This is a genomic window from Sphingobacterium prati, from assembly GCF_013167215.1.
Taxonomy (GTDB): Bacteria; Bacteroidota; Bacteroidia; order Sphingobacteriales; family Sphingobacteriaceae; genus Sphingobacterium; species Sphingobacterium prati.
The window spans coordinates 334326-360117 of sequence record NZ_JABJWY010000034.1 but is presented as its reverse complement, the minus strand read 5'-3'; the positions used below and the strand labels follow the sequence as shown (position 1 = coordinate 360117).

The following is a 25792-nucleotide window of genomic DNA, read 5'->3' as shown; positions in this document are numbered from 1 at the left end:
ATGCCCTGTGTTCGATCGTATTTTGCGGCGGGTATGGATATGCTATTTTATTTCAAATTCGGTATATATCGTCCTTTTAAATTCAAGTACCTCCGGAGCTATCTTAAAACCCTCGCCACCATAAGCTTTATTAAATGTTTCCAAAGCCATCCCTGTTCTATACCCAGTAGATTCATTCGACCCACTACCATCATTTGATAAAAATAGCAGTTTTCCAATCTTTACATCAGCTCGTGAAGCCAACTTTTGGGCTGATTTTAGTGCATCGTCATACGCGATGAGGTCGGCTTCCCGAAGAATACTATCGGCTTTTGAATGGTCAAATGAGATTGAACCAATTCCACTGATTTTAGTTTCGAGTAATTTACCCGTCAATTCCGTGAATTTGGATAGATCGTGTAAAACAAAATCGATGGTCTGTTGCGCCTGATAACCGACAAATTTATTCGTATTTCCGATAAATTGATAATCTTTGTTTGCTGAGACACTACTTGTCTTTATGTCCTCCTTTTTATTGCCATATTTTCCGAGAATGGCAATAACACTATCGACAGTATTTTGTGTTTCCCGTACAGCATCTACCATCCGAGGTTTGGTGAATGCCGTATTTATTGTGAGAGTGACCTGGTCAGGCATAATTCTGATTTTTCCTTCACCGCTGACCCGTATCCGGTTTTCATTGTCATCAGAAACAGATTGGCAGGATATCATCAATAAAAAACCACTAGTAACAACCAGTGATAATAATTTTAATTTGTGTCTCATATCGTAACGTTAATAAACTAGATTTTATTAGAAATAACCTAATATACTAAATATACGGGATAGCACACTTAGCCTTTACGAATTAAACGTCAAAAAAGATAAACCAAAAGCAGGCACTTGATGCGCGCCTGCTTTGTACAAAGGGTTGCTGTTGTTAATAAATACTTTTAGAATATGTTTTCAGTTGCTTTTGCAAAGACTTGCGCGCCATATGGATGCGTGTTTTTACAGTTCCTTCGGGAATCTGCAAGTGCTCCGCAATTTCATAGTATTTAAAACCTTCCAAAAATAGTGCAAAAGCGTTGTAATATTCTTTTGGTAAATTATTTAGGGCTTGCTGAATATCCGATGCTACAAAATTATTCTCGCCACGATTAGTTGTGATTTCATTTGCATAACCGGTGCTTATATATTCATTGCGATAGTTTTCCAACCGTTTATTCCGAGTATATTGATTAATATATGTATTCTTCATTATAATATATAACCAGGACATGAGCTTTGGATGTTTTAAAAACTTTTCTATGGAAGATAGAGATCTAACCATAGTTTCCTGCACTAAATCTTCTCTCTCATCTGGATCGCTCGTAAATTGCGCAGCCAAATATTTTAATGTAGGTCTTTTTTCCTTAAACAGTTGATCGATTGTTGTATTTCCCATATTACCAATTTTTAAGTGTTTATTAGTTCCTAGGCTACTACAATTAGGGTGCTAGAAAAAATAGATAAAATACAGCTTTTTTAAATTTAAATTCTGTTTACGTAATTTTGTTTCATTTTTAACTATTTATTTTTCAGTTATTTAGGTGTTTTAATTAATGCTAACAAGCGCGTTGTTAAAAAAAATATTAAGGTGTTTTTTACTTTAACAACAAGTGTTTTCCTTACTCAAATCCATTCTTTATCCCGAAGTACTACGTATTTATACGTAGTACTATAAACAGTACAGCTCCGTTTTACGTGGTTGTCAATTATTAAAAACTGTTCAAGCGTGATAATGGTTATTAGTCATAGTATAAAAGCACCATACCATGGGGAACGATGACAAAAACTTATATATAGATCAAGCACAGGAAAATGACGGAGGACAACCTCTTAAACAAATTTGGGGTGGAAGTCAGGAAGACTTTTACAAATCCATAATCCGGAATCAGCAGGAAGACATAGCACGTATTGGTCGATATTTTAGAGACGATCTTGCACAGGAATTGTATGGGATGCGTATTTCATTACAGAATTTTACCAATAGATATGGCAATTCTGAAGAATTACGTTGCTTAAGTGATTCATTGACTTCTTTGATCATAGAATTACGCAATAAAGCGATAGTCCTTTATAATCCGATATTAAATGATTTGGGAATTTTTCATGCCATTGATGACGTTGTGGTTTCGTATAAACAGAAACTGGGTTTCAATATCGACATTATACTTGACCCGGATTTAAAAGAGCTTCATCATCATATTCAAGTGCACCTGTTTAAATTACTTATCGCACTATTTGAATACTTAAACGATGAGATAACCATTCAGGCAGTTTCCATATCCGTGCAGCTCATTGATTTCGCTATCTTTATCAAAGTACTACCTTATCTTAAAGCCGATAATGTATTGCAAAAAACGAATTGCAAAGATGACCCCATGCGATTAAGAAAAGTGGTAGAGCTTTATAGCGCTACAATTATTAACGATACTCTGGAGACGGGTATGGTGCTTAAATTAACTATTTAAAAAGATGATATGACAAAAATCCTGTTGGTAGAGGACCATATGGTGGTACGAAATGGTATTAAATTGCTTTTGGAATCCCATGATAATTTTGAAGTTGTTGGGGAAGCTTCCAATGGGAGAGAAGCGCTCGATTATCTGGAATCAAATCCGGATTCGAAGCCCGATATTGTATTGACAGATATTAATATGGCGGAAATGGATGGAATAGCACTTTTACAGGTTTTATATCAACGTGACAAGAATATAAAAGTGGTTATACTCTCGATGCTGAATCAAATTAATTATGTTATTGAGTCCTTTGAATATGGTCTTAAAGGATATTTATTAAAAAATGTTGGTTATAACGAATTACTTTTTGCACTTAATCATATTGCCAATGGAGGCAGATATATAAGCGAGGAAATCTCTATGTTACTTCTAGATCAGATACGTTCTGGTCAACGATACGCGCAGCATATGATAGGAACGCGAACTGATTTTGAGATTTCTGAACGTGAACTTGAAGTATTGGAGCTAATAGCTGAGGGATATACTAATATCGAAATTGCAGATAAGATTTTTTTGAGCAAACGTACGGTGGAGGGACACCGTCAAAATCTAATAGATAAAGCTGGCGTAAAAAATACCGCACATTTAGTCAAGTTTGCCTTTGAGAATGGAATATTAAATTAGTATTCCATCTTTTTCTTTTCCACTAGATACGCTATCGCGACCTTTTTAAACAAATATTGCATTGCAGGCAATAGCGCAATGTTCACAAGCCTTCGCGCAGGACTGGCAATGTTTGTATTTATATTTGAAACATTCCTCAGCACAGTTAGAACAAATTTCTGCACAAATCTTAACAAGTTCTTTTGCATAAAAACTATCTATTGCGAGCAATTGAGCTGTGGTAGAGCCTAATATTGCACATTCTATATTTAAAGCAATACATTTAGCCATCATCCCAATATCATTCTCGTTGGTACAAGCTAGGGCACATGACTGACAGGCTGTAACACAGGTCCAACAGGCGCTGATGCAGTTTTGGAATTTCTGTTTATCCATTATTGTTTACTCCTTTCTAAATACTTATTTCGCTCAATTGGCTGACTTTGCTATAGCATTGCAGTCCGTTGAAAACATAATTCTCTTTTTTTCATCGTGTTTAATGTAAAATTATTCGCTATTTTCATTAGTAGAACAGATGTAAAAAATAAATAGTTTATTTAATATGAATTCAACAAAAGGTCGGTGATAAAGGTTCTATAGACAAGATGGTTTCATTAAAATTAAAGATGATGAATATGCAAAGCAGGAATAAATCGACCAAGAATGTGAAAGGAAATACGGTCTTGAACAAAAATAATCTCGATAGCAGAGAATCAACAGAAAATGAAATTAAAGGTGAAGATATCACACATAATAAAAAAACAACAAAGAGTGAAAATAAGAAAAAAGATACAAATTGATCTTTCATTGATACAATATCACATGTACTATTGAAATTATTTCTTCAATTTTAGTGTATACTTAAATTGTATTCAGTAAAAAAGATGAAATTTTATACATTCCTTTTTATTTTTTACGGCATCCTGCCGCTGGGCTACGCCATGCATAGGGCTAGTATTGTCACCCCTTTAAACGATTCCAATGAATGGCTGTCGGTATCCGAAAATGGAATTTTTCAAGCTGATCCAACAATATTCTACCACGATGGTTATTACTATTTGTATGGTACTAATGGTGATAGTGACCAGCAATTGGGTTTTAAAGTGTACAAGTCTCGGGATCTGAAGCACTGGCAGGGACCGATAGGTGCTAAAGCAGGATTTGCATTGGTCAAAGAAGATGTATTTGGAAGCAAGGGTTTTTGGGCTCCGCAAGTATGGTTTGAGCAGGGGAAATTTTACATGGCATATACTGCCGATGAAAAAATTGCGATCGCAGTCAGTGATTCCCCTATCGGTCCTTTTAAACAGGATATTCCTAGCACACTTATAGCAGGAGGAAAGGAGATTGATCCTTATGTATTTAGGGATAAGGATGGTAAAAAGTATTTGTTTCACGTCAGGCTCAAGGAAGGGAATCGTATCTTTGTCGCTGAATTAAAAAGGGACTACTCTGGGATTAAGGAAGAGACATTAAGAGAATGTCTGCATGCTGGACTTCCTTGGGAGAATACTGCTGGTTCAGGATGGCCGGTTAGCGAAGGCCCCACTGTTTTGCGTCATGGGAGTCATTATTATATGTTTTATTCTGCCAATGATTTTAGGAATAAGGATTATGCTGTAGGTGTAGCGGTTTCCGACAATGTGTATGGCCCCTGGGAGAAAATGGGAACAAGCCCGTTATTGAGCCAAAATAACAGCGGTTTTGCCGGAACTGGACATGGCGATTTATTCCAGAAAGGAAAACAGTGGTATTATGTCTGCCATACACATTTTTCCGATCAGCAAGTAGCTCCGCGACGTACGGCTATAGTACCCGTAGATTTTTCCTCCGCTAGGGATACAGGTATTGTAATTCCCAAATTTGATAGTGCTAAATTCAGATTAATAGATACTTTGGATCAATCAGCAGGTTCCATTGGTGTTGCTTTTGGGGATCCTTTCATCCTCTACGATAAAGCCAGTGATCAATATTACCTGTACGGAACGGGAGGTACAGAAAATGGATTTATAGCATATAGCTCTAAAGATCTCGTACATTGGAAAGAATCAGGAAAGGTGTATGATGGAAAGCAGCCTAAAGCATGGGGCACGAAAGACTTTTGGGCGCCGGAAGTATATGCAGTCAATGATAAATATTATATGTATTACAGCGCACACTGGAAGGAAAATCCCAATAATGAATTGGAGAACTATCGCATAGGTATTGCTGTCGCCGATAATCCATTGGGCCCCTTTATAGACCTAACGGGCAAGCCGCTGTTTGACCCTGGTTATCCCATTATTGATGCCAATGTTTTTCGGGATACCAACAACAAAAATTATTTGTTTTATTCCCGTTGTTGTTATGAACATCCAATTGCTTCTGAAATTGCTTATTGGGCCAAATCCAAATGGGGGTATAAAGATGTTGAAGAAAGTTGGGTCTACGGTGTCGAATTGGACAGCAGTATGCAACAAATCATTGGGCAACCAGTATTACTAATACGGCCACCTGAATCTATGAATGATGCACAGTCTGAATGGGAAAGCCGTTCGGTATTTTCGGGCGAAATCAATAGAAGATGGACGGAGGGGTCGTTTTTATTAAAAGCAAAAGGACAATATTATATGATGTATTCCACTAATTATTTTGGAGGGGCAAACTATGCCGTTGGCTATGCGACTTCTGCATCCCCTTTGGGAAATTACAGCAAATCTAGCACCAATCCGATCATACAAAAAAACACCGATAGTGGTGGAGTCATTTCGGGTACGGGACACAACAGCATATTTAAGGACCGCAATGGAAAACTGCGTTGCGTTTATCACGGTCGGACAACGAAAACCGGAGATCAGAGAATGGTATTTATTCGTGATATCCGGTTTGATAAAAATCGTCAACTACAAATTCAGACAGATTGACATTAATGGTCAATCTGTTTTCTTGGGAATAGCTGGATTCTTTACATCCTCATCCCAGTCGGATTTTTCTTTATGTTCCGGCCACTTATTACTGGATCTTTTATGTTTATGAGGCTCCTTAATATCTGTTTCTGAACGCTTAACAGGATCGGTATTATTTGAGGCCGGGATACTACTCTCATTAAACAGACACTTACGATACCATCTATTACTAAAATAATAGGCAATAATTAAACCTTGTTTTACTATTGAATGTTGAAATATCTTTTCCATTGTTGTAATTTTTGAATAACATAGGTGTACACTTAGTACTTTATTTAAGAACAATCAAAAAGTAAATTCGTTTAAACTAATCCGATTCAAACTACTTCTGGATGAGGAGTGTTATATATATTGAACCAATCGATAAATTGTTATGAATATATTAACTGTCTTAATTATCGTATTAAGTTTCTTGATATTGCAAGCATCGAAGGAGATGGAAGCGTTAAATACTGGAAATTCGAATGAATGGTATACAGAACCGGGGATCTGGCTTTTTATTTTTATCTTTATTTTTGTTATAACGCTTGTTATTTATAGAAAATTAACGAAGAAAAATTTGCCCTAGATTTTCCTGTTTATGTATTAAATGTTTGTTTGGCTCAATCAGGGAGCATATGATCTGGGAAAGATCCCACTATAGGGAAATATAGGTGTACGGTTGTTCCAACACCAGGTTTTGATTCAATTTCTATACTGCCTCCAAGACGTTCCATGACACGTTTGACAAGTGACAATCCAATCCCCGTTCCCGGAATTTCACCTACATTGTCAGCCCGGGTAAACATTTCATAGATATGTGGTAGGTGATTCCCAGGGATTCCTATGCCGTTGTCTTTTATGCAGTAATAAGTCATGCCTTCTTGATTAGTACTTTCAATCTGGATAATGGGCTTTTCGGATTGAGCAGAATATTTAATGGCGTTGACAATAAGGTTAGTGAAGATTTGATAAACAGCACTCTTTTCACCCCAGATTGGTAGCAATTGCCCAAAATAAGACTGGCAGTTAGGTGTACCATACAACGTTTTACTTTCCTGAAAGATCCGCTGTAATGTGTATGCCATGGGAAGGGGTTCCTTGTCCAGAATACTTGCACGATGTTGGCTTAATTGAACCATATTATTGATGATATCTTCGATATTGGAAACACTTCTACTAAAATTTTGATACCATTTATTGGTTTTTGAAAGGTCTATATCATTGGAGTGCTGTTGCAAAAATTGAATGCCCATTTTCAAAATTGATAAGGGGTTTTTCAAATCATGGGATAAGGTGTAAGTAAACATTTCCAATTCATTGTTCAGGCTCAATAGCTCTTCGTTGAGTAATTGTCTTTCTTTGAGTTTTTTAAATATAGATTCTTTGATAATGTGATTCAGACGCAAGACAAAATTGACTTCAGCATCATTCCAGGGTTTGGCTACGTCATAACGAACGTCCTCCCAGAATCTTAAGTCATCAGCTGTCCGAAGTTCGTTTTGATTCTGTCCGATTTGCATCACACGACTTTGGCTTGCTTTTCTAAACCATACAAGGTAATAGTCATTTTCTAAGCCAACTTTGAGATACATTAATCCTGCAAAATTTAATTTTTCATTGAAATGTTGTTGGTGATTTAATCTAAAGTTGTAATCCTTAAATAATTCTTTATCAGTATGTAGCTGTAGAAATTGAATGATTTCATAAAACAGGGATTTATTTGGTGTATGCCCGTGATTGAATACATCGCCTTGGTTAAAGATAGATAAGCCATCTGCATTGACCAATTGGGTAAGAGTTTCTATGTGCTGCACGAGCGCACAATTCACCATTTTATTTTCAGAAAGACTTTTTTTAAGTTCTTCTTCGGCAGTATTCAGGAGTTCTGTTCTTTCGAGTAAGTTCTGTTTAATTTGGCTTTCGTATTTATTGGTTGCCGCCTGAATGGCAAAAGTACAAAGTTTCCGTTGTTGTAAATCCACTTCTTTCTCATGTTCATGTTGAGCGACAACGAGGCCCCAAAACTGGTCATCTATACAAATACGAAAAAACAATGTGCTCCGAACATTGGTCTTTTCCATAAAAAGGTGATGAAGGTGGGGAAGAGGGCGTAATAAACTCGAAAGTGTATCGATGCTATCTTTTACATAAACAAAACACTGGTCATCTTTCTTGATATTTGGAATATAACGATACGAATAGCTACTATAATATTCCAGTGCCTCTTTGGGCATGAAATCTCTTGAAAATTCTTTTCCTCTAAAATAAGGTTTACCGTTGGAGGTGTGTTCAGCAATTACCTCGCTATATCCGGTTTCCTGGATTTGGAGAACAAAAACGCGATCGTACTTTAATAATCTATTGATTGCTAAACAGACCCGATCCCAATTATTAGGTTGGATCGTATCGAGCAAAAAGTTGAATTCGTTTATTTTTTTTGCGGAGATATATTTTTTATGCTGTAGCTCCCATTCGATATAAAAATAACCCTGATATAATCTAAATTTGAAATAGACACGTTCTTGGAACACTTTTATGGGCAAGATATGACGTGATTGCCCATTTTCGCGTAACTCATTCAAGACATTTGCTATCTTTTGAATAACATCACCAAAGGCTTTAGCAAAGCTTTCGAAAAAGTTGCTGCGTAATAGTGCAGCAGTAGATAGATTGGCTTTAGCTGCTGCAAATTCGCTTAGAGCTACAATGGTATATTGTTCATCCAAAACTACAAGACTACCAAAATGCTGAAGTTTGATCGTATTTTGATTGTTAGATTGAAAATCAGTGTTCATAGTAACCCAAAAACTCCTTATGATTTATTCATAAATATACGAAAAATATTAACATAATCGGTTTGTCTGTTGGGGCTACTAACTCTTACAATTCATTACACTGTTCGATCGTTATTTATTTATCGCGTATTCGGTCTGCAAGGCCTTTGACGAGCAATTTCCATTGCGGATAAGAGGCGCCAATTTTTGCAGCCAATCCAATGATTAGGTTCCTAATATTATCTGCTAAACTATGATTTTCTACATTGATAATTTCATTCCGTCCAGCATACTGAATTAAGATACTATTGCGTCTTTGTTCCACTAAAAAGGTTGAGGAAGAGACCCCCTCAAAAAAATGAGCGGTATCTTTGTTTTCGGGATGTTGTGGATCTGGGCAAGGTTTTAGGGTCAATGCATAGAGTTTATAATCAGGCGTTACATCGTGAATAACATTAACGACATTTACCCAATCGTACCCTTCGCTACTGGGGAGTCCGGGACCGGGAATATCGAGCCTAATGTAGTCATGTATCGCTAAAGGTCGATCAATGGAAACACCGCTGTGATCAGTAAGTTGGAATGTAGTGGCTGGAATCTCTGCAAGTTCATACCAATGATTGACTCGAGAAAGATCGTAGCAAACAGTGTCAAAGGCGGAGTCGGCCAGCGCAGTACTCTCGAAATCAACAGTTTCGAAGCAATCAAGTTGCTTTCCTTCTTTTTGTTCAGGAATAATATTTTTCATGCCTTTTTGAGAAAGAACATTATTCAATCTAGTTTAGTTTGGGAGAAGATGAGCCGACGAACGGCAGACAACGTGAGAAAGCAAAGTAGACCGTTAATGGTATCATTCCGAATTCCTGGTATATCAAATTCGACGCGACTGACAGCGTTTATCTATTAACCCAGACTTGCTCTGAGTTTGGCAAGCAAATCATCCGCTTTTGTGTTTTCTACTTTTATCTTTCTTATGGTTGGGCGCTTACCTTTGTCTTTTTGTTTGATGATTTTTAATAGATCCTCACTATATTCATTTTTATAACTGCTAAGGTCAAATTCCCGACTATGCTGTTTAATTAGTTGCGTAGCCATATCCATTTCTGCCTTTTGAATTTTAACCTCTGTAGGCAACTTCAATTCATCGAGATCTCTAATTTCTTGTTGATAACGAATTTTGTTTAACACCAAAACATTTTGATAAGGTTTTATGATTGCAAGGTGTTCTACATTGCGCATGACAAAAGCCCCAAGTCCAGCTGTTTTTGTTTTATCAAGCGCTTTAAGCAACAGCTGGTAAGCTTTTTCACCGCCTTTTTGGGGTTCCAGATAATAGGGGGTGTCAAAATAAATGCTGTCAATATCAGCCAATTTAACAAAGGCATGTAGATTGACTAGTTTTGACTTTTCTGGACTGGCATCTTCAAAATCAGCATCTTCCAAAACCACATAATGATCTTTCATAAAATATCCCTTGACGATGTTGTCCCATTTCACTTCTTTACCTGTTTGCTCATTAACGCGTTTAAATTTAATATTGGCTAAATCTTTACGATCCAGCATATCAAGATCAAGGGTACTGCTTTCTGTGGCACTATATAATTTTATCGGGATGTTAACCAAACCAAATCCGATTGCTCCTGTCCAAATGGCTCGCATAGCGTTCTATTTTTTTAAACTGTATTTATTAGACAGATGTTACCTCATTGTCTATATGAGGTAACCACTTTTAAGGTAAAATAGTTTGGGGTAGCTGAAAATTGTATTGTATTTTTCGAAGAAACTGGATGGTAATCCAAACCTTTCTCTCGTGAATTGGTTATATGGACATGAGCTTGTCATATAGTATGGATCTAAAATCAAACGAACCTTTTTGGTTAATAAAGAATGGACTTTTGACAACTTACCCCTCTTTGCGCCAGGACAAATCTTGCGATATTTTAATTGTCGGTGGCGGAATATCTGGTGCATTGATTGCCCATGAATGTATATCAATGGGCAAAAGATGCATACTTATCGATAAACGAGAGATCGTTAATGGAAGCTCCGCGGCGACAACTTCAATGTTACAATATGAAATAGATATACCGCTTTATCGCTTAAAGGAATTAATTGGCGAAGAAGGTGCAATAGCTAGCTATAAAGCTTGTTGTAATGCTATAGACAAGATCGGGTTACTGTCAAAAAAAATCGGTTCTAAAGCCGGTTTTCGCAAAAAAAAATCATTATATTATGCTTCTCGCAAAAAAGACGTTTCTTGGCTGAAAAAAGAATTTTGTACACGAGATGCTGCCGGTTTTAAAGTCAAATGGCTGTCTGAGGATGAAATTAAAAAAAAATATAATATAGAGGGGGCTTATGGAGGTATCTGCTCTGAGCAGGGCGCAAGTATTGATGCTTTTTGCTTTGCTCATGAGCTATTGGCTTATAATGTCAAAAAGGGTTTGGAGGTGTTTGATAAAACAGCACTTACTGCTGTGAAAAGTAGTGAGCGGAGCCATAAAATAACAGTATCTAGTGGTGCCATGATCCATGCAAAGAAAATTATATATTGTATTGGTTATGAGTCTGTGGAGCTGATTCCGGAGAAGTTTGTAGACTTGTTAAGTACGTTCGCTATTGTCTCTGAACCAAATATTTCTCTTTATCAACAGTATAAAGACCTATTGATCTGGAATACTTCTGATCCTTATCTTTATATGCGAACAACTGATGATTGTCGATTTTTGATCGGAGGGAAGGATGAAGAATTTCACGATCCGCAAAAGCGCGATGCCATGATTGCTATAAAATCGGATAAATTAGAAAAGTCTTTCCTTAAGATCTTCGATAGACCTTTTGTTACGGACTTCAACTGGGCTGGAACCTTTGGAGTGACGAAGGACGGCCTGCCTTATATTGGTAAACATAAACAGTTTAAAAATACCTTTTTTGTTTGTGGCTTTGGCGGAAATGGTATTACATTTTCGGTAACTGCTATGGAAATGGTGGCCTATTGGCTAAAAAATAAAACACACCCCTTATCCAAATGGTTTAATTTCGGACGATAGTGCCTAGCTATATTTTAATAAAAAACGGAATAATTTATATTCTAACTTGTTAAGTGTCAAACTTTCCTTGATAAACGGAAATTTTCCTTCCAAATATATCTTCTGTATCACAGGATGGATATAATAATTTTGTGAAACAGTTTTGGTATTGCCCAATTGTTTGGCAACTACTTTTATAACTTCATTTAACTGTCTTTTTCGTGTGTTTAAATCGTCTCCTTGTTTTGCTTGAGCTAATAGGTGAAATGCTTCCCTGCTTGCTCCCCAAATTCGGATATCCTTACAACTGATTTTGCCTGGACAATGATTGCGTAGATAATTGTTGAATGTACGTCCACAAAATACACCATTACATATAGTTTTGTTAAGATGGAAAATACTTTTTCCCTTCATCTGTAGCAGTTCTAGTAGTAATTTTGCCTGTTGTTTATCTTGCCAAGTTTTTTCCTGAAAGACTCCCTTTTTTCCCTTATAGGCGAATGTAATCGTATTATTTGTTATGCTGACATGCCGTTTTTCAAGAGTACTGAGTCCATAAGATTTGTTTTCCAGCGTATAGCGTTTGTTTCCGATTCTTATAAGAGTGCTGTCCATTATTTTAAAGGCGACTGCACATAATTTTTCCATGTCCCAATCTCGATGTTTCAAATGACGGGATGCTATTTCCCGAAGATCTTGAAGATATTGTCCCATGTAAAGAATATGCCTAAATTTCTCATTTTGTCTTCGGACGACAAATTTTGAATGATAGATATATTGTTTGCGCCCTTTCTGGTCAAATCCATACGCTTGTAAATCACTTTGTGCATTTTTTGCAATCCAAACATCTTTCCAATTTGGCGGAATGACCAACTCATTTATTCTATTTAATATCTTTGGCTCTGTAACCTCTTTGTCCGAGCTATCAAAATATTTAAAATTTTGCTTAATCTTCCGTCTTGTGTATCCTCTTCTATTCTTAATCTTCATATAAGTAATTTATGTTGCATAACATACCCGCGGTTTATTTTGTTGTGTGATTGAAATTCTCTTTTTTACTTATAAATAAGAGTTTTAGCCCAAGTAGAGGGGGAGCTTGGATTTATTTAATATTATCTCGTAATGTTTTGATGTATTCGTGCGCTTCGAGCTGTATGGAGAGCTGTTTTTCAATCAGTAGGAGAAGGTCGTGTGTGATTTCCCAATCTTGATTATCTACGACGTCTTTATAAGTCTTTGTAAAAGCGTCTTCACCTTGTTCACAACTTGCAAGCAGACTTTTCTCATCGTTTCCTGAAACGGCGGATTTAAAATCCATCCATAATCGAAAGAGTTTACCACTAATCATTGTACCATCGCTTGCTGGCCTAGTTTGTGGTTGCAAGTAGGGTTTAAGCTCTTGAATAAATTGCTCGGATTGATGCATGTATTCAAAAAAAATATTATTTAATGTATTAATATGAAGGCGTTTTGCGATTTCAAGCGCTTTTTTATATCCAGCAATACGGTCATTGTTGATTTGTATTAAATCATTAATCAGTGTGCTATCATTTATTGTGTCCATTTATTTAGTTTTTAAGTTCTTCGATTTTAATCGTAGAACTTGTTCGAAAGCTGTTCTGTTTAGTCAAATCGCAGGATACGTATTTCTACTCTTTCTACAAATGACGCAAGTGACTCGTTCTACAAGTGACTCATCCTATTTCAAACCGAACAGTACACGTGATTATAAAGTTTGGGTGCGTATATCAGCATAACCGTTGTTCTTTCATAACACGCCCACACAAAACGAGACCCCTTTTTCAAATAAAGTGGTCTCGTTTTGTTTAAAAAGCGCATGTTATTTTGTTTTACTTAAGTAAGACGGTTTCTTTTCCTCTTCAACATTGCTTTTAGTCTGTTTTTTGTTTATTGCGTTGTCCGTGTTTGACTGAACAATTGTTTTGTTATTCCCTTTTTGAATGGGACCACCACAAATAATCAGCAACACTGGCAAATAGTGGTGATTAAGTGTTATACTTTTAGTATTCATATATCTGTTTTTTTAGTGTGTTATTAAATTATTGCGAAAACTGTCTTGGGTAAACATTCGAAAGAAGATTTGGTTTATAGAATTCGATATACTTTTAATTGCTTTTGTAACTTCTTGCGCGTCATATGTATTCTCGTTTTTACCGTTCCTTCAGGCATTCCAAAATAGGAGGCAATTTCATGGTACTTGTAACCTTCCAGGAATAACCGAAAGATTTGATAATTTTCCTCTGAAAGGCTACACATCGCCTTTTCAATATCGTCTGATACGAATTTATTTTCGCTCTTATTTGCTTCTATTGTATTGTAGGATTCTAGATCGATATAAGTTTCATGAATGTCGCTGGTCCGTTTGGCTTTGCGGTATTGATTAATATAGACATTCTTCATAATCACATACAACCAAGACATTAATTTAGGATGCTTAATAAAATCATCGATCGACTTCAAAGCACGAATAAGTGTCTCTTGAATCAAATCCTCCTTTTCGTCGGGATCGGTGGTAAATTTTCCTGCGAAATGTTTCAATAAGCTTCTTTTTTCTTCAACTAGTACGTTTAAATTGGAATTGTTCATGATATATCTCGTTTCGTTTATTAAATTGATTGATTTCTGAATAAGTAAGTACAATTAGAGTGCTAAATTTTGCTGGAATTGGCCTAATAACCGCTGTTCAAACAGCTAAATGTGGAAAATACGTGCTGCCGATATTTTATACATTGTAGCTGAAATACGACATGCAGTGATGGTTGATCAAAAAAAACAAATTTAGTGGCATCGATATACCTTCTATATTTGTTGTTTCGATCGGGTATTTATTCCCTAAAGAAATGTTTAAATTACGGTATTGATGATTTCTTATACACTATAATGACTGTATAGCTTTGAAGGCAACCTAAAACAGATTTTCACTTTTATTGAACTAAAGTTTCTTGAAATAAGTTCCTTAGTAGAGATTGGAACATAAAATAAGTTAAATATGAAAGAGATAAAAAAAATGATAGCTATAATCAGTATTGGGTTACTGTGCAGCACAACATTATTTTCGTGTAAAAATTCTTCGAATAGTAAAGAAGGAAGCGGACAATCAGATAATATAGCTCCGAGTGATGCGGATGAGACAAGGTATAATTTAAGTGAGCAACAAAAGATGAGTATGCAAAAAGATACAACCTTAGCCGACACAACGCAACAGGATTCAACACCTTAAAACTATTGTATTGACTGTATACTAACTTCAACCAGAAATATTTACTTAAAACTCCCTATAATAAAGGGAGTTTTGAGTATTAGGACCGAATCGCTTTGATTAGTCTCTCTTTAGTCATTTTATGGCGACCTTTTATTCCAATTTTTTTTGCTTCTGCAAGTAATTCAGTTTTACTTCTTTCATCCAAATCTGAGCTTTTTCCGCCTTTTTTTCCTGAGTTGGGTGTATTCGCTATACGCGCTGATTTTTCTTTACTGTAGCCTTCGTGACGCAAAGCTTCATATTTTGCATCATCTTTGATTTGTTTGCCATGATTTTTAGTCATATGGTTTTTTTTTAGTATATTTTTTACGAATGATTTATAAGCCTTTCTCCTCCACATCCTCCTCCTGATCTGAAGCAGGGTTATAAATGTCCTCTTCTTCATGATCCGGACGCTCTGGATTTTTATCGTTGCCTGGATCCTCATTGGGGATATTATCTCTATCCCGTTGTTCTTCCTCAGTTGGATCGGGGCCTTCTGCACTTTCAGGATAATATTTATCTGGTGTCACTTCTTCTAAGTCAGGAACTCTTGGAGCTCTCCGTATAGGTGCACCGTCATCTGTGCCCGGATTAGTTGGATCTATTTCGTTTAAAAGAATAAGCGCATCCTCGAATGTCATTGGAATCCCGCTACGAAGTTGAATTGTTGTTCTCATGATTCTTTTTAGAGAAGAACAATTGAAAAATTATAATGGTTGTCTTTTTATGAATATGTCAGAGATGATATTGATTCGAATAAGCATATTACTGCATTAATGCAATCGAATAATAAATCAAACGATTGAATGAATCATGTTGTTATTGAATTAACATAATTTATTTAAAAGGAACTATGAGAAAATTTACACTATGTTTATTAGTAGGCGGAATTAGTCTACAAGCAAATGCACAGAAGATTGAAACTACGCCGCAAATGACGTCTGATGTTGGGATAGAACCAATTCGTCAAGGAAATTGGTTAGTAGGTGGGTCAATCGGCAGTCTCGGATATAGTTTTGAGGGAAAATCATTTAATGCTGCATTGCAGCCCCGGGCGGGTTACTTTGTCTCCGACGGATTAGCAATAGGTGCTCAAGCTAATCTTGGGTTGCGTACAGAAAAGGATGCGGACAACGAGTGGACGTATGGGATAGCACCCTTTGTGCGTTACTATTTTCCCAATGCTGGATCATCAACAGGTCGGTTTTTTGGACAAGGTGATATCGGTATTTCCGGTAGCTCCGTTGGAAAAAACGCCGCCTTGGCGCTAGGAGCGAATATTGGCTATGCTCATTTTATTACGAAAACAGTGGCTTTAGAAGCAACTTTTGGTTATAACTATAGTAAGGCGAGTATCAACACTGGCAGCGGCGCCAGTGGTCTGGGGATTGGAGTTGGCTTCCAGATCTATCTGCCTGGAAGGAAATAAGATCTACAACAGCTAACGTTTACAAAGAAGTTTTCAGCCAAAGTGGTGAAAATTTCTTTGTTTATTAAAGGTACTTTATCTGAGGGAATAGTTATATCAAGCTGATTTTGCTTCGCAACGTATAAATACCTGCCCTAAAGATTAAACACTTGTTTTACTGTTAGGGCTTAGATTTTGTAAACATTTATTCTTTAGCAACTGTTCTAAAGTTGAAAAGGACTATAAGACAATGAGAACAAAAGATATAGGGTTGATTCTTAAAGATCGGATGGGTAGATGGTCTTCTTACACTATTCCATTGCTGAAGGAGTGTCATTTAAAAGATAAAATTGTCAGGAGTAATGAACTCGAAGGTATATTCGTCATTGGGAACATTGCTACAGGCCTGTATATTTTTTCCCTCTATAAAAACCGCTTTATTGATTTAATGGGTAAGAATATTGGGATGGAAGAAATTTGTGATCATTTTGATGAATATAAAGAAACTTTAATATAATAATATAATACATCAATTCATTTTTAACTAAAGGAAGGAATATTATGGCTAATTTAACATGGAAAGGACGTTGGAACGAATTAAAAGGTAAAGTCAAGCAACAATATGCTGATTTAACCGATGATGATTTGTTATATGCCGAGGGGAAGGAAGACGAGTTGTTGGGTAAATTGCAACAAAAAACTGGAAAGACGAAGGAAGAAGTGGAAGATTGGTTAGATAAAATGTAGAAGTTAAATTAAATTTTAAACTTACATATGAGAAGGAATGCTGTCAATATTTTATTGACAGCATTTTTTATTTTATAGGGAGAATATTGGTTTATCTAGTTTTATAGCGAGTCGATAAACGGCATTCATTAATCCTACATGGCTATAGGCCTGAGGAAAATTACCCCATTGGCTTCCGTTATCTTCAGTGACATCTTCACTAAATAAACCTAGATGGTTACTATAGGTAAGTAACCTTTCCAATATTTCTTTTGCCTCTTCAACTCTTCCTACACAGGCCAAGGCTTCTACATACCAGAATGCACAGACTAAAAAAGTTGCTTTTGGTTTTCCGAAATCATCTTGATGTTTGTAGCGATAAAAAAGCCCATTTTCACCTTTCAATTCTTTTTCCAACACCTCCAAATGTTGCCGAGCGCGGTCTGATTTGGGGTCCAAATAATCCATCACGATCAATTGTAAGGTGCTAGCATCTAAATTTTGGCTTTCCAATGCATTTTGATATACTTTTCTTTCGTTGTCATAACAGGCTTCAATATACGCAGCTGCCTTTTCAAGTAAAACAGTTGCTCGTTGTTCCATATCTTGATAACCGTTTTGACGGGCAATAAGTAAAGCAGCTTTGCAACCGACCCATTGAAAGAGATTGGAATAACAATGATGATTGGCAAAATTTCGGAACTCCCAAATACCAGCATCTTTCTCATCTATTGTTGCTTCAATTTTTTCGAGTATAAAATTTACCCAACCCAATACATTTTTGTTCTCGTGAATTTTGAAACGCTGGTCTGTGAACAATGGGAGCAAGGCAATCATCGCCTGACCATATACGTCATTTTGGATGTGTTCAAAAGCTTGATTTCCAATACGGACAGGGCCGCTATCCTGATAGCCTTTTAAATCGGGAAGAATGTGTTCGGTGAGCTCAGAATTTCCGAGTATCCCGTATAGCGGCTGTAGTCTTCCAGGATTGTGGTGTGTGATGCCAGCAATATAATTAGCAAAGCTCTCCATTTCTTCGAATTGACCAATATGTGCCAATGCTGTCAATACATAATAGCTGTCGCGTACCCAGCAATAGCGGTAATCCCAATTTCGTCCGGAACCAGGAAATTCGGGAAGGCTCGTTGTCGATGCGGCAATAATAGCCCCGGTATCTTCATATTGATGTAATTTGAGCACCAACGCTGAACGAATCACTTCTTTTTGATAAATATTTGGGATACTACACCTTTTTATCCAACGTTGCCAGTAGCTTAGTGTTTTTTGTAAAAAATCTTCACAGGTGCTAGCGATGGCAGATTCGAATGCGGCTTCATAAGTCAGTATAAGATATTTGTTATCGCTAATAATTGTCCAGCTATCATCTTGAAAAAAATGCGAGATTGGCACATCGGTAGTCAATCGGATACGTTCACCAATTTCAGCACTGCTATACAGAATATGGTTACTTCCGCGCGTAGCCTTTAAGGTGCTACGACCATAATTTCCAGTTGGCTGACATTGGATATTAACGCTCGGTGCTCCTCGGAGCGGTTCTATTTTCCGGATCAACATCAGCGGTTTAAAATACCGGCCAAATTGTTCAAACCGTGGAGCAAAATCTGTAATACGGTAAGCAAAAGATTCAGTGTGAATTTCGGTACAAAGTATATTGGAATTTTTAATATAATATTGCTTGGTCTCAACAATCTCTTCTTCCGGTTTTACGACGAAACATCCACCCTGAGTTTTATCGATTAGGCCGCCAAATACAAAACTATCTTCAAAGGATGGCCAACATAGCCAAGAAATGTTGGTATCAATGCCTACATGGGCAATGTAAGAACAGTTACCGATTATACCGGCTTCATAAATATGTCTGTTTGCTATTGTATTTTCCTTCATTATTTTAGAATAAGTTGATTTAAAAATTGAAGAACATCTTCCTGCTGATCCAAATAGTATTTTGCAGCTGATTTATTACTCCCCACTTTGATACTGATTGTGGAAGGTGGCAGATATTTAAAGAGATCTTCATCCGTAATGTCATCTCCAATGGCTAATAGAAAATCGGCTTTAATATGGCCCGCAATTTCTAACGCAGATTTTCCTTTGTTGACTTCGGTGTTTTTAACTTCAATAACGGCATTGCCGTCAAGAAGTTGCAGTCCATAGTCATTTAACATTGGATTTAAGATTTCCTTCAATTCGGCTGCTTTGAGCTCTCCCAGTCCGAGCTCCACTTTACGATAGTGCCAAGCCAGGGAGTAGGGTTTGGCTTCTATGTAGGCGCCGGGAGTTTGATCAGCAAGTTTTTCCATTATTTTTTTTACTTCGGGCATCCAATGTAAGGCCAAACCTTTTTTATAAGCCCAATTGAAGTTTGGGAAATTGGACCAGATCCCATGCTCGGCAACCAAATAGTAGGAACGTCCGTCAAACCAAGTGGAGAGGCTTTCCTGCGCCCGACCGCTAATGATGACCAAAGTGTTAAGCGGATCTGCGATAATGCTATCCAGGAGATTATACAATAAAACTGTTGGGCTAGCCTTTTGTGCATGATTTTGAAATTTGACAAGTGTGCCGTCATAATCTAAAAAAAATAGCCTATTGTGGCTTTTTCGATAACGTTCGGCGATACTGTTAAACACCTTATCAGAAATTCTTCTCGCCCATTCGTCACGTTGTATTGCCTTAGTCTCGGCCAAACGATTTATAAACAAACGAACCCAGTGCTGCACGTTAAACTTCTGTATAATTTGACGATTTGCTTCGGTACGTTCGTTAATCTCTTCAGGTGCCATTTTAAGTGCATGGTAAATACTGTCTGCAGTCTCAGCTCTATTATATGGGTTGACAATGAGTGCGTCAACAAGTTCCTTTGAGGCACCTGCAAATTCGCTTAGGATCAATACACCATCGGTGTGAGTCTTGCTGGCGATGTATTCCTTACTGACGAGATTCATACCATCGCGGGTCGAAGTAATCATACAGATATCGGACGCGACGTATAGACCTATTAACTCTTCAAATGGTAGAGATTTATAAAAGTAGAGAACAGGCGTCCAACTTAGATTGCCATAGATCGAATTGATCTCGCTTACTTTTCTGTTAATTTCATCTTTTAGTTTCTTATACTGAGATACTTTATCTCTAGAGGGCACAATAAGCATATATAACACTACTTTTGAATGCCATTCCGGATATTTTTCCAAGAAAGTGAGATAGGCCCTAAGTCTTTCCAAAATTCCCTTGCTGTAATCCAGTCGATCTACTGATATAATTATTTTTTGATCTGGGAAATGACTACGAAATTGAGTAGCGATGGTAGTTACTTCCGGGAGCGAACTGGTATGAACAAACTTGTCATAGTCAATCCCCATTGGAAATGATTCGATAAATATATGTCTATCTTTGTATTTAAGTTGATTATGACCACAGGGTACATTTAGTATTTTCTTACATGCGTTAAGAAAGTTTTGACTATCAGCGAATGTATGAAAGCCAATAAGATCAGCCCCAAGCAGACCTTCAATGAGTTCCTTTCGTTGTGGAATATTCATAAAAAGTTCCTCTGAAGGGAATGGGATATGGTGAAAATAACCGATATTGAGTTCATTGCTTTCTTGCCGTAACATTTGTGGGAGCAACATGAGCTGGTAATCCTGCACCCAGATGAAATCTGTGGATTGCTGTACCGCCAATGCGGCCTCACAAAATTTTTTATTAACTGTCACGTAGGTAGACCAGTATTCCCGGTCAAAATGGATGTAACTGGGCTGGTAATGACAGATTGGCCAGAGAACTTCATTGGAATAACCCTCATAGAAATTGCGGATTTCTTCTTTCGACAGGAAGACTGGTAGCAGATTCATCGGCTTGAGTAACTCCGTAATTTTCTCTCTTTCATTATCATCCTTAGGAACTATTCCTGGCCATCCTACCCAAAGAATCTCTGTGGAATCAAAGGCTGAGTTTAAGCCGGTGGCTAAACCACCTGCACTTGGTTTGATGATAAGTTTATCTTTTTTTCGTTCTATTTGTATCGGCAGCCTATTTGAAATTATTATTTTTTTTTTGTTCTTCATATAAATATTAGATCGATTTAATTGCAGTGTAGAAGAATTATACTGAATATAACGATGGGTGCATAATCTATCTAATTAAACAACTCTCAGCTGGAAATAGTTTAGATTAATTTAAATGATAGTGATTCTTGATGTTTATTGACCTGAATAAAAAGTCTAGGGGTGGGGCTCCTGCTATTTCGATACTTTAGTAGTAGGGAATTAAAAAAAGACCTAGAGTTTTTGCTTTAGGTCTTTTTATTCTGTATTCAATCTTAAGAAATACTTGATATGCTTATTGTTTCTTTGTGGAGTCGGTTATTCACAAATTCATCTAATATTTTTCCCAATCTGCCGGAAATTTCACCAAGGATGCTCTCCCAATCTTTTACAGTGCCATCGCAGTTGTCAGAAACAATTTTGACACTATGAAAAGACAGATTTTTGAGAAAGCAAAAATTTGCAAGTGCGTAACCCTCCATATCAAAAGCTAAAGGATTCAGGTGCTTGATATCTTGATAGAATGCTGTATTTACATTGATAAAACGATCTGATGTCAATAGGGCGTCTTCATAATTAAACTCCGTTTGGGAAACAGATTCGATTGAACCTTGCCCCTTTAGGAAAAGCGTGTTCTCCAAAAAGAATCCATCGGTATAAGCGTCACCTTGCGCATAGTAATTGGGGTACAATACATGACCGATTGGGTATCGTGTACATCCAACCGTGCCTACATTGAGTAGCACTGGGGCGATGCCCAACGCCCTGATCTCCTCATATAGTGTTGCTATGGATAAAAGTGCGTTCACTTTCCCAACACCTATTTCATAGATGATGGTCGATTTATTGTCGGTAGTAAAAGATAATTCATTTTTATTTGCTACCAGGATGATTGTTTCAATCTCTTTGTTAAGGATCATTTAGTTTTCTTCAATATAAGGGTATTCGAAAGCGAGTTCTCCAGCATTGATCAAATGTAAGAAATTGACACAGGCTTGTTTTGAGGAATCGAAATCCATAAACGTGTAGTTTCCGCAACTGATCGGATTTTGAAAAGGTACCTCATAACCTTCGGTCAAAATCGTTTCGAGCACTTCTTTCATCAATTCGGCAACAGCTTGAGGGCTTCTGTCTGTGCCTGCTAAGACTACATAAAATCCCGTGCAACAGCCCATTGGCCCAACATAGATCACTTCGTCACCCAAGATTGTCCTAATTTCCGTAGCAAAACAGTGCTCCAACGTGTGCATCACTTCCGGAGATAACATGCGCTCTGGAGAATTCGGTCTGATCATGCGGATATCGTATGTCGTGTAGCTTTCAATGGCGCTTTTATTGGTATTGGAAGCCTTCGCATATATCCCTTGTTTCAATTTGGTGTGGTCTACCGTGAAACTATTTACTTTTGCTTTTTCTTTTGTATACATCTTATTCTGTGTATTACCGTAAAGCCTTAGGCTTTACAGGGGTTAAAAGTTGAATTTAAAATTTCTACAAAGGTAGTAGATATTATTGGAAAAGGTGGATAAAAAAAGCTATTTTAACACTTCATAATGTTCTACGGTAGGGAACGGATCATAATAGTGATGTAATAGTTTTTCCCATTCTTTAAATAAGCTAGACTCTCTGAAGCCAACAGTGTGGTCTTCTAATGTTTCCCATTCGACCAATAGAATATATTGGTTATCCTTTTCAATGCATTTGCGGAGCGAATGTGTGATATACCCTTTACTTGCGCTTATATACTGGCAGGCAGTTTTATAATCACGTTCGAAATTAGACTGTTGTCCCTCGATAATTTGTAATACGGCTACTTCTAAAATCATAATTTTTTTTTAAATATATAGTCGAGTAAATATATCAAATATTTCTATGATAAAAAAGGCTAGTCTTCGGTAATAAGGGCTTTCAGGCTTTGGGAAGTGATAATATCCAAAACGAATGGTATCCCAGGGTTACGATTTTCGGTATTCCAAACCAAGGAAAGGGTCGTTCGTTGGGGCAAGCCGTCCAGTTCTAGAAAACAGACATCAACCTGATAACCATTCTTTAAAGAGGCGGGAACAATGGCGACACCCAGTCCCTGAGCCACCATATTAAATATTGTTAACGCGTTTACGGTACGTAACGTAACTTTCGGCGTAAACTGATGATCTCGGAAAATACTCATGACCAGATCGTAATAAGAATGGCTGTAATTTTTAGAAAATAAGATAAATGATTCATTCTTTAATTCGTACAGATTTGGTTTTTTCTGCTTTAATAATGGATGGTTTTTTGGCAATACCAGGCTGAAATGTTCCGTATAAATAGGAAGGCTATGTAGTCCTATGGGCGTATCGGAAAGACGGACGAAGCCAAAATCAAGTTCCTTCTTTTGAATCAGGTCCAATTGCGTTTCATTGGCAAGTTCATGCAGCGACAGCTCAATATCTGGTTGTTTTTGTTTGAGGTCGATCAGTAATTGTGGTAATATTGTCTGTACTGCCGAGCCGATAAACCCCAGTTTTAGTGTACTGATCCTGCCATTAGCCAAGCTCTGGAGCTGAGTTTCAATCTGATCTAAATGCCTAAACAATTCTTTCACTTCATCAAAGAGATAATTGCCTGCCTCGGTCAGTGATACATGTCGTTTGTTCCGTTCCAATAGCGTTACACGGTAGTTCTCCTCCAGCTGCTTGATCTGCCGGCTCAGCCCTGGCTGGGCGATAAATAGCCTTTCAGCAGCTTTTCTGAAATGCAGCTCTTCGGCTAACACTTTGAAGTAAAGAAGATGTCTAAGTTCTATCTGATAATTCATGGTTATCAATTGATGATAAAAATGGTATTTCTAATTATTAAATATAGCGGCTAAATTTGATAAAAGCTTTATAACGATGGAAAAATTCTTATACGGCAGTGGACATTTGACTTGCTCCATTGCGTTAGCAATAGCAAAAGGGGATATTAAGGGGGAAATCTCGGCACAAGTAAAAGCAAATATCGATAGGAGCGCGGCCTATGTGAGGCAGATTGTCGAACGCGGGCAGGTTGTGTATGGTATCAATACCGGTTTTGGCCCGCTCTGCACGACTTTAATTGACGCGGATCAAACACAGTTATTGCAAGAAAATATTCTGAAGAGTCATGCTGTGGGAATGGGTGAACCTATCGCTAATGATCTGGCTAAAGTGATGCTTATATTAAAAGTGCAGGCATTGGCGAAGGGCTTTTCGGGGGTTCAGTACAGTACCATAGAACGTATTATCTGGCATATTGAACAGGATGTCGTTCCTGTTGTTCCCAAGCAGGGTTCAGTTGGCGCCTCGGGTGATCTGGCACCTTTGTCCCATCTTTTTTTGCCATTGATTGGTCTGGGGAAAGTCAGCGTCAATGGTGAGATTTATGCAACGGAGACAATTTTGGCGAAGCATGGCCTCAAGCCGGTTCATTTGGGAGCTAAAGAAGGGCTGGCATTGATTAATGGAACACAATTTATGGCCGCTCATGGTGTAAAAGCTGTCAGTGAATTTAACCGGGTGCTTCAAAATGCGGATATTATCGCAGCATTGATGATTGAGGGGCTTAACGGCTCCATTAAACCTTTTTTTTCAGAACTACATGAACTGCGGCCACATGCAGGTAACCGGTATGTTGCTTCAAATATCCATTCTTTACTTTATGGGTCTGCTATTTTAGAAAGTCATAAAGATTGTTCGCGCGTTCAGGATCCATATTCTTTACGTTGTATCCCACAGGTGCATGGCGCTTCACGTAATGCCTGGCTTCATCTTAAGGAGACGATCGAATTAGAAATCAATTCGGTAACGGACAACCCCGTTATTATAAACGATGAATTGACGATAAGTGGCGGTAGTTTCCATGGGCAGTCCATAGCCTTACCTTTGGATTATGCCACGCTGGCAGTTTCTGAAATAGGCAATATATCAGACCGTCGGGTTTATTTATCCTTAGAGGGGCAAACCAATGGGGTTCCTAAATTGTTAATGAAATCGACAGGACTCAATTCGGGTTTTATGATTCTTCAGTACAGTACGGCCGCTATTGCAAGTGAAAATAAGGGCCTGTGTTTCCCCGCTAGTGCAGACAGTATACCGACGTCGCTGGGGCAGGAAGATCATGTGAGCATGGGCTCTATCTCCGGTAGAAAGCTGCTTCAAGTCATAGATAACGTGGATAAAATCCTGAGCATTGAACTATTGTGTGCAGCACAGGCGAAGGATTATCATCATCCGCTGCAGTCCACTCCGGCATTAGAGGCGGTTCATGAACGCGTACGACAATTTATTCCACATATTGAATCCGATCAGCCTATGGAAACTTTGCTGAGTAATGCATTGGTGTTGGTCAAATCGGGCGAGCTGATTAGCTTACGTCGTCGAAGCAATCCGCAGGAAGCCATAACGATGGAACTGGTAGAACGTTTTGATACATTTTAACCTCACAT

The 25792-nt window shown here is 37.5% G+C and carries 29 protein-coding genes; 10 read left to right on the top strand and 19 right to left on the bottom strand.

The annotated features are described in order from the left end of the window. Window positions 1-42 precede the first annotated feature (42 nt). Together HPC41_RS11785 and HPC41_RS11780 are read right to left on the bottom strand one after the other, a co-directional pair. On the bottom strand, window positions 43-765 hold the full coding sequence (locus tag HPC41_RS11785; RefSeq protein WP_172394211.1) for an SIMPL domain-containing protein: 723 nt from the start codon (window positions 763-765) through the stop codon (window positions 43-45). Window positions 766-919: 154 nt separating this feature from the next. Continuing rightward, entirely contained in the window at window positions 920-1426 is a 507-nt protein-coding gene (locus HPC41_RS11780; RefSeq protein ID WP_172394210.1) for an RNA polymerase sigma factor, read from the bottom strand. Window positions 1427-1796: 370 nt separating this feature from the next. Between HPC41_RS11780 and HPC41_RS11775 the strand changes: the two genes are divergently transcribed. Both HPC41_RS11775 and HPC41_RS11770 read left to right on the top strand, forming a co-directional pair. Next, entirely contained in the window at window positions 1797-2495 is a 699-nt protein-coding gene (locus tag HPC41_RS11775) for a hypothetical protein (protein ID WP_172394209.1), read from the top strand. Between the two features lie 9 nt (window positions 2496-2504). Beyond that, window positions 2505-3167 (top strand): response regulator transcription factor, encoded by a 663-nt coding sequence (locus tag HPC41_RS11770; RefSeq protein ID WP_172394208.1) that lies wholly within the window; start codon window positions 2505-2507, stop codon window positions 3165-3167. 45 nt (window positions 3168-3212) lie between these two features. On the opposite strand, the gene HPC41_RS25860 is transcribed toward HPC41_RS11770, so the two are convergent. Further along, entirely contained in the window at window positions 3213-3542 is a 330-nt protein-coding gene (locus tag HPC41_RS25860) for a four-helix bundle copper-binding protein (protein ID WP_474753616.1), read from the bottom strand. Window positions 3543-3772: 230 nt separating this feature from the next. Here HPC41_RS25860 and HPC41_RS11765 point away from each other — a divergent pair, with 230 nt between their 5' ends. Both HPC41_RS11765 and HPC41_RS25120 read left to right on the top strand, forming a co-directional pair. Further along, window positions 3773-3946, top strand: a complete 174-nt coding sequence (locus HPC41_RS11765) for a hypothetical protein (protein ID WP_172394207.1) — start codon at window positions 3773-3775, stop codon at window positions 3944-3946. Between the two features lie 84 nt (window positions 3947-4030). After that, a complete protein-coding gene (locus HPC41_RS25120; RefSeq protein WP_216660739.1) occupies window positions 4031-6049 on the top strand; it encodes a glycoside hydrolase family 43 protein in 2019 nt (672 codons plus the stop codon). 9 nt (window positions 6050-6058) lie between these two features. Here HPC41_RS25120 and HPC41_RS11755 read toward each other — a convergent pair whose 3' ends face one another. The 4 genes from HPC41_RS11755 to ku form a co-directional block, all read right to left on the bottom strand. Then, window positions 6059-6322 carry a hypothetical protein gene (locus tag HPC41_RS11755; RefSeq protein WP_172394206.1) on the bottom strand — a complete coding sequence of 88 codons (264 nt, stop codon included), beginning with the start codon at window positions 6320-6322 and terminating at the stop codon, window positions 6059-6061. A gap of 371 nt (window positions 6323-6693) precedes the next feature. Continuing rightward, window positions 6694-8868: an ATP-binding protein gene (locus tag HPC41_RS11750; RefSeq protein WP_172394205.1), complete on the bottom strand. Its 2175-nt coding sequence runs from the start codon at window positions 8866-8868 to the stop codon at window positions 6694-6696. A gap of 115 nt (window positions 8869-8983) precedes the next feature. After that, entirely contained in the window at window positions 8984-9595 is a 612-nt protein-coding gene (locus HPC41_RS11745; protein WP_172394204.1) for a hypothetical protein, read from the bottom strand. A 155-nt stretch (window positions 9596-9750) separates the two neighbouring features. Next, window positions 9751-10506: a non-homologous end joining protein Ku gene (gene ku / locus HPC41_RS11740; protein ID WP_172394203.1), complete on the bottom strand. Its 756-nt coding sequence runs from the start codon at window positions 10504-10506 to the stop codon at window positions 9751-9753. Between the two features lie 188 nt (window positions 10507-10694). Here ku and HPC41_RS11735 point away from each other — a divergent pair, with 188 nt between their 5' ends. Then, window positions 10695-11897 carry an NAD(P)/FAD-dependent oxidoreductase gene (locus tag HPC41_RS11735; RefSeq protein WP_172394202.1) on the top strand — a complete coding sequence of 401 codons (1203 nt, stop codon included), beginning with the start codon at window positions 10695-10697 and terminating at the stop codon, window positions 11895-11897. Window positions 11898-11900: 3 nt separating this feature from the next. Here HPC41_RS11735 and HPC41_RS11730 read toward each other — a convergent pair whose 3' ends face one another. The 4 genes from HPC41_RS11730 to HPC41_RS11715 all read right to left on the bottom strand — a co-directional run bounded on the left by HPC41_RS11730 (window position 11901) and on the right by HPC41_RS11715 (window position 14483). Beyond that, entirely contained in the window at window positions 11901-12866 is a 966-nt protein-coding gene (locus tag HPC41_RS11730; RefSeq protein ID WP_172394201.1) for a DNA topoisomerase IB, read from the bottom strand. Window positions 12867-12978: 112 nt separating this feature from the next. Further along, on the bottom strand, window positions 12979-13440 hold the full coding sequence (locus tag HPC41_RS11725; RefSeq protein ID WP_172394200.1) for a ferritin-like domain-containing protein: 462 nt from the start codon (window positions 13438-13440) through the stop codon (window positions 12979-12981). Between the two features lie 276 nt (window positions 13441-13716). Further along, entirely contained in the window at window positions 13717-13908 is a 192-nt protein-coding gene (locus HPC41_RS11720) for a hypothetical protein (RefSeq protein ID WP_172394199.1), read from the bottom strand. 74 nt (window positions 13909-13982) lie between these two features. After that, a complete protein-coding gene (locus HPC41_RS11715) occupies window positions 13983-14483 on the bottom strand; it encodes an RNA polymerase sigma factor (protein ID WP_172394198.1) in 501 nt (166 codons plus the stop codon). 403 nt (window positions 14484-14886) lie between these two features. On the opposite strand from HPC41_RS11715, the gene HPC41_RS11710 reads away from it, so the two are divergent. Beyond that, window positions 14887-15117: a hypothetical protein gene (locus HPC41_RS11710; protein ID WP_172394197.1), complete on the top strand. Its 231-nt coding sequence runs from the start codon at window positions 14887-14889 to the stop codon at window positions 15115-15117. A gap of 79 nt (window positions 15118-15196) precedes the next feature. Here HPC41_RS11710 and HPC41_RS11705 read toward each other — a convergent pair whose 3' ends face one another. Together HPC41_RS11705 and HPC41_RS11700 are read right to left on the bottom strand one after the other, a co-directional pair. Next, window positions 15197-15442 carry a DUF7218 family protein gene (locus HPC41_RS11705; protein ID WP_172394196.1) on the bottom strand — a complete coding sequence of 82 codons (246 nt, stop codon included), beginning with the start codon at window positions 15440-15442 and terminating at the stop codon, window positions 15197-15199. Window positions 15443-15476: 34 nt separating this feature from the next. Beyond that, window positions 15477-15818 (bottom strand): hypothetical protein, encoded by a 342-nt coding sequence (locus HPC41_RS11700; RefSeq protein WP_172394195.1) that lies wholly within the window; start codon window positions 15816-15818, stop codon window positions 15477-15479. 176 nt (window positions 15819-15994) lie between these two features. Here HPC41_RS11700 and HPC41_RS11695 point away from each other — a divergent pair, with 176 nt between their 5' ends. From HPC41_RS11695 to HPC41_RS11685, 3 genes are all read left to right on the top strand, one after another. Further along, window positions 15995-16570, top strand: a complete 576-nt coding sequence (locus HPC41_RS11695; protein WP_172394194.1) for a hypothetical protein — start codon at window positions 15995-15997, stop codon at window positions 16568-16570. A 229-nt stretch (window positions 16571-16799) separates the two neighbouring features. Then, a complete protein-coding gene (locus HPC41_RS11690) occupies window positions 16800-17066 on the top strand; it encodes a hypothetical protein (protein WP_172394193.1) in 267 nt (88 codons plus the stop codon). A 44-nt stretch (window positions 17067-17110) separates the two neighbouring features. Further along, window positions 17111-17296: a CsbD family protein gene (locus HPC41_RS11685; protein WP_172394192.1), complete on the top strand. Its 186-nt coding sequence runs from the start codon at window positions 17111-17113 to the stop codon at window positions 17294-17296. 72 nt (window positions 17297-17368) lie between these two features. On the opposite strand, the gene HPC41_RS11680 is transcribed toward HPC41_RS11685, so the two are convergent. The 6 genes from HPC41_RS11680 to HPC41_RS11655 all read right to left on the bottom strand — a co-directional run bounded on the left by HPC41_RS11680 (window position 17369) and on the right by HPC41_RS11655 (window position 24145). After that, window positions 17369-19183 carry a glycoside hydrolase family 15 protein gene (locus tag HPC41_RS11680; protein WP_172394191.1) on the bottom strand — a complete coding sequence of 605 codons (1815 nt, stop codon included), beginning with the start codon at window positions 19181-19183 and terminating at the stop codon, window positions 17369-17371. After that, on the bottom strand, window positions 19183-21366 hold the full coding sequence (locus HPC41_RS11675; protein WP_172394190.1) for a bifunctional alpha,alpha-trehalose-phosphate synthase (UDP-forming)/trehalose-phosphatase: 2184 nt from the start codon (window positions 21364-21366) through the stop codon (window positions 19183-19185). Before HPC41_RS11675 ends, HPC41_RS11680 begins: the two co-directional genes overlap by 1 nt. A gap of 254 nt (window positions 21367-21620) precedes the next feature. After that, on the bottom strand, window positions 21621-22265 hold the full coding sequence (locus HPC41_RS11670; RefSeq protein ID WP_172394189.1) for a 5'-methylthioadenosine/S-adenosylhomocysteine nucleosidase family protein: 645 nt from the start codon (window positions 22263-22265) through the stop codon (window positions 21621-21623). After that, on the bottom strand, window positions 22266-22772 hold the full coding sequence (locus tag HPC41_RS11665; protein ID WP_172394188.1) for an S-ribosylhomocysteine lyase: 507 nt from the start codon (window positions 22770-22772) through the stop codon (window positions 22266-22268). 108 nt (window positions 22773-22880) lie between these two features. Continuing rightward, window positions 22881-23171, bottom strand: coding sequence for an antibiotic biosynthesis monooxygenase family protein (locus tag HPC41_RS11660; RefSeq protein ID WP_172394187.1), 291 nt, complete (start codon window positions 23169-23171; stop codon window positions 22881-22883). 59 nt (window positions 23172-23230) lie between these two features. After that, entirely contained in the window at window positions 23231-24145 is a 915-nt protein-coding gene (locus tag HPC41_RS11655) for a LysR family transcriptional regulator (RefSeq protein WP_172394186.1), read from the bottom strand. Window positions 24146-24221: 76 nt separating this feature from the next. Here HPC41_RS11655 and hutH point away from each other — a divergent pair, with 76 nt between their 5' ends. Next, window positions 24222-25784, top strand: a complete 1563-nt coding sequence (gene hutH, locus HPC41_RS11650) for a histidine ammonia-lyase (protein ID WP_172394185.1) — start codon at window positions 24222-24224, stop codon at window positions 25782-25784. Window positions 25785-25792 lie beyond the last annotated feature (8 nt).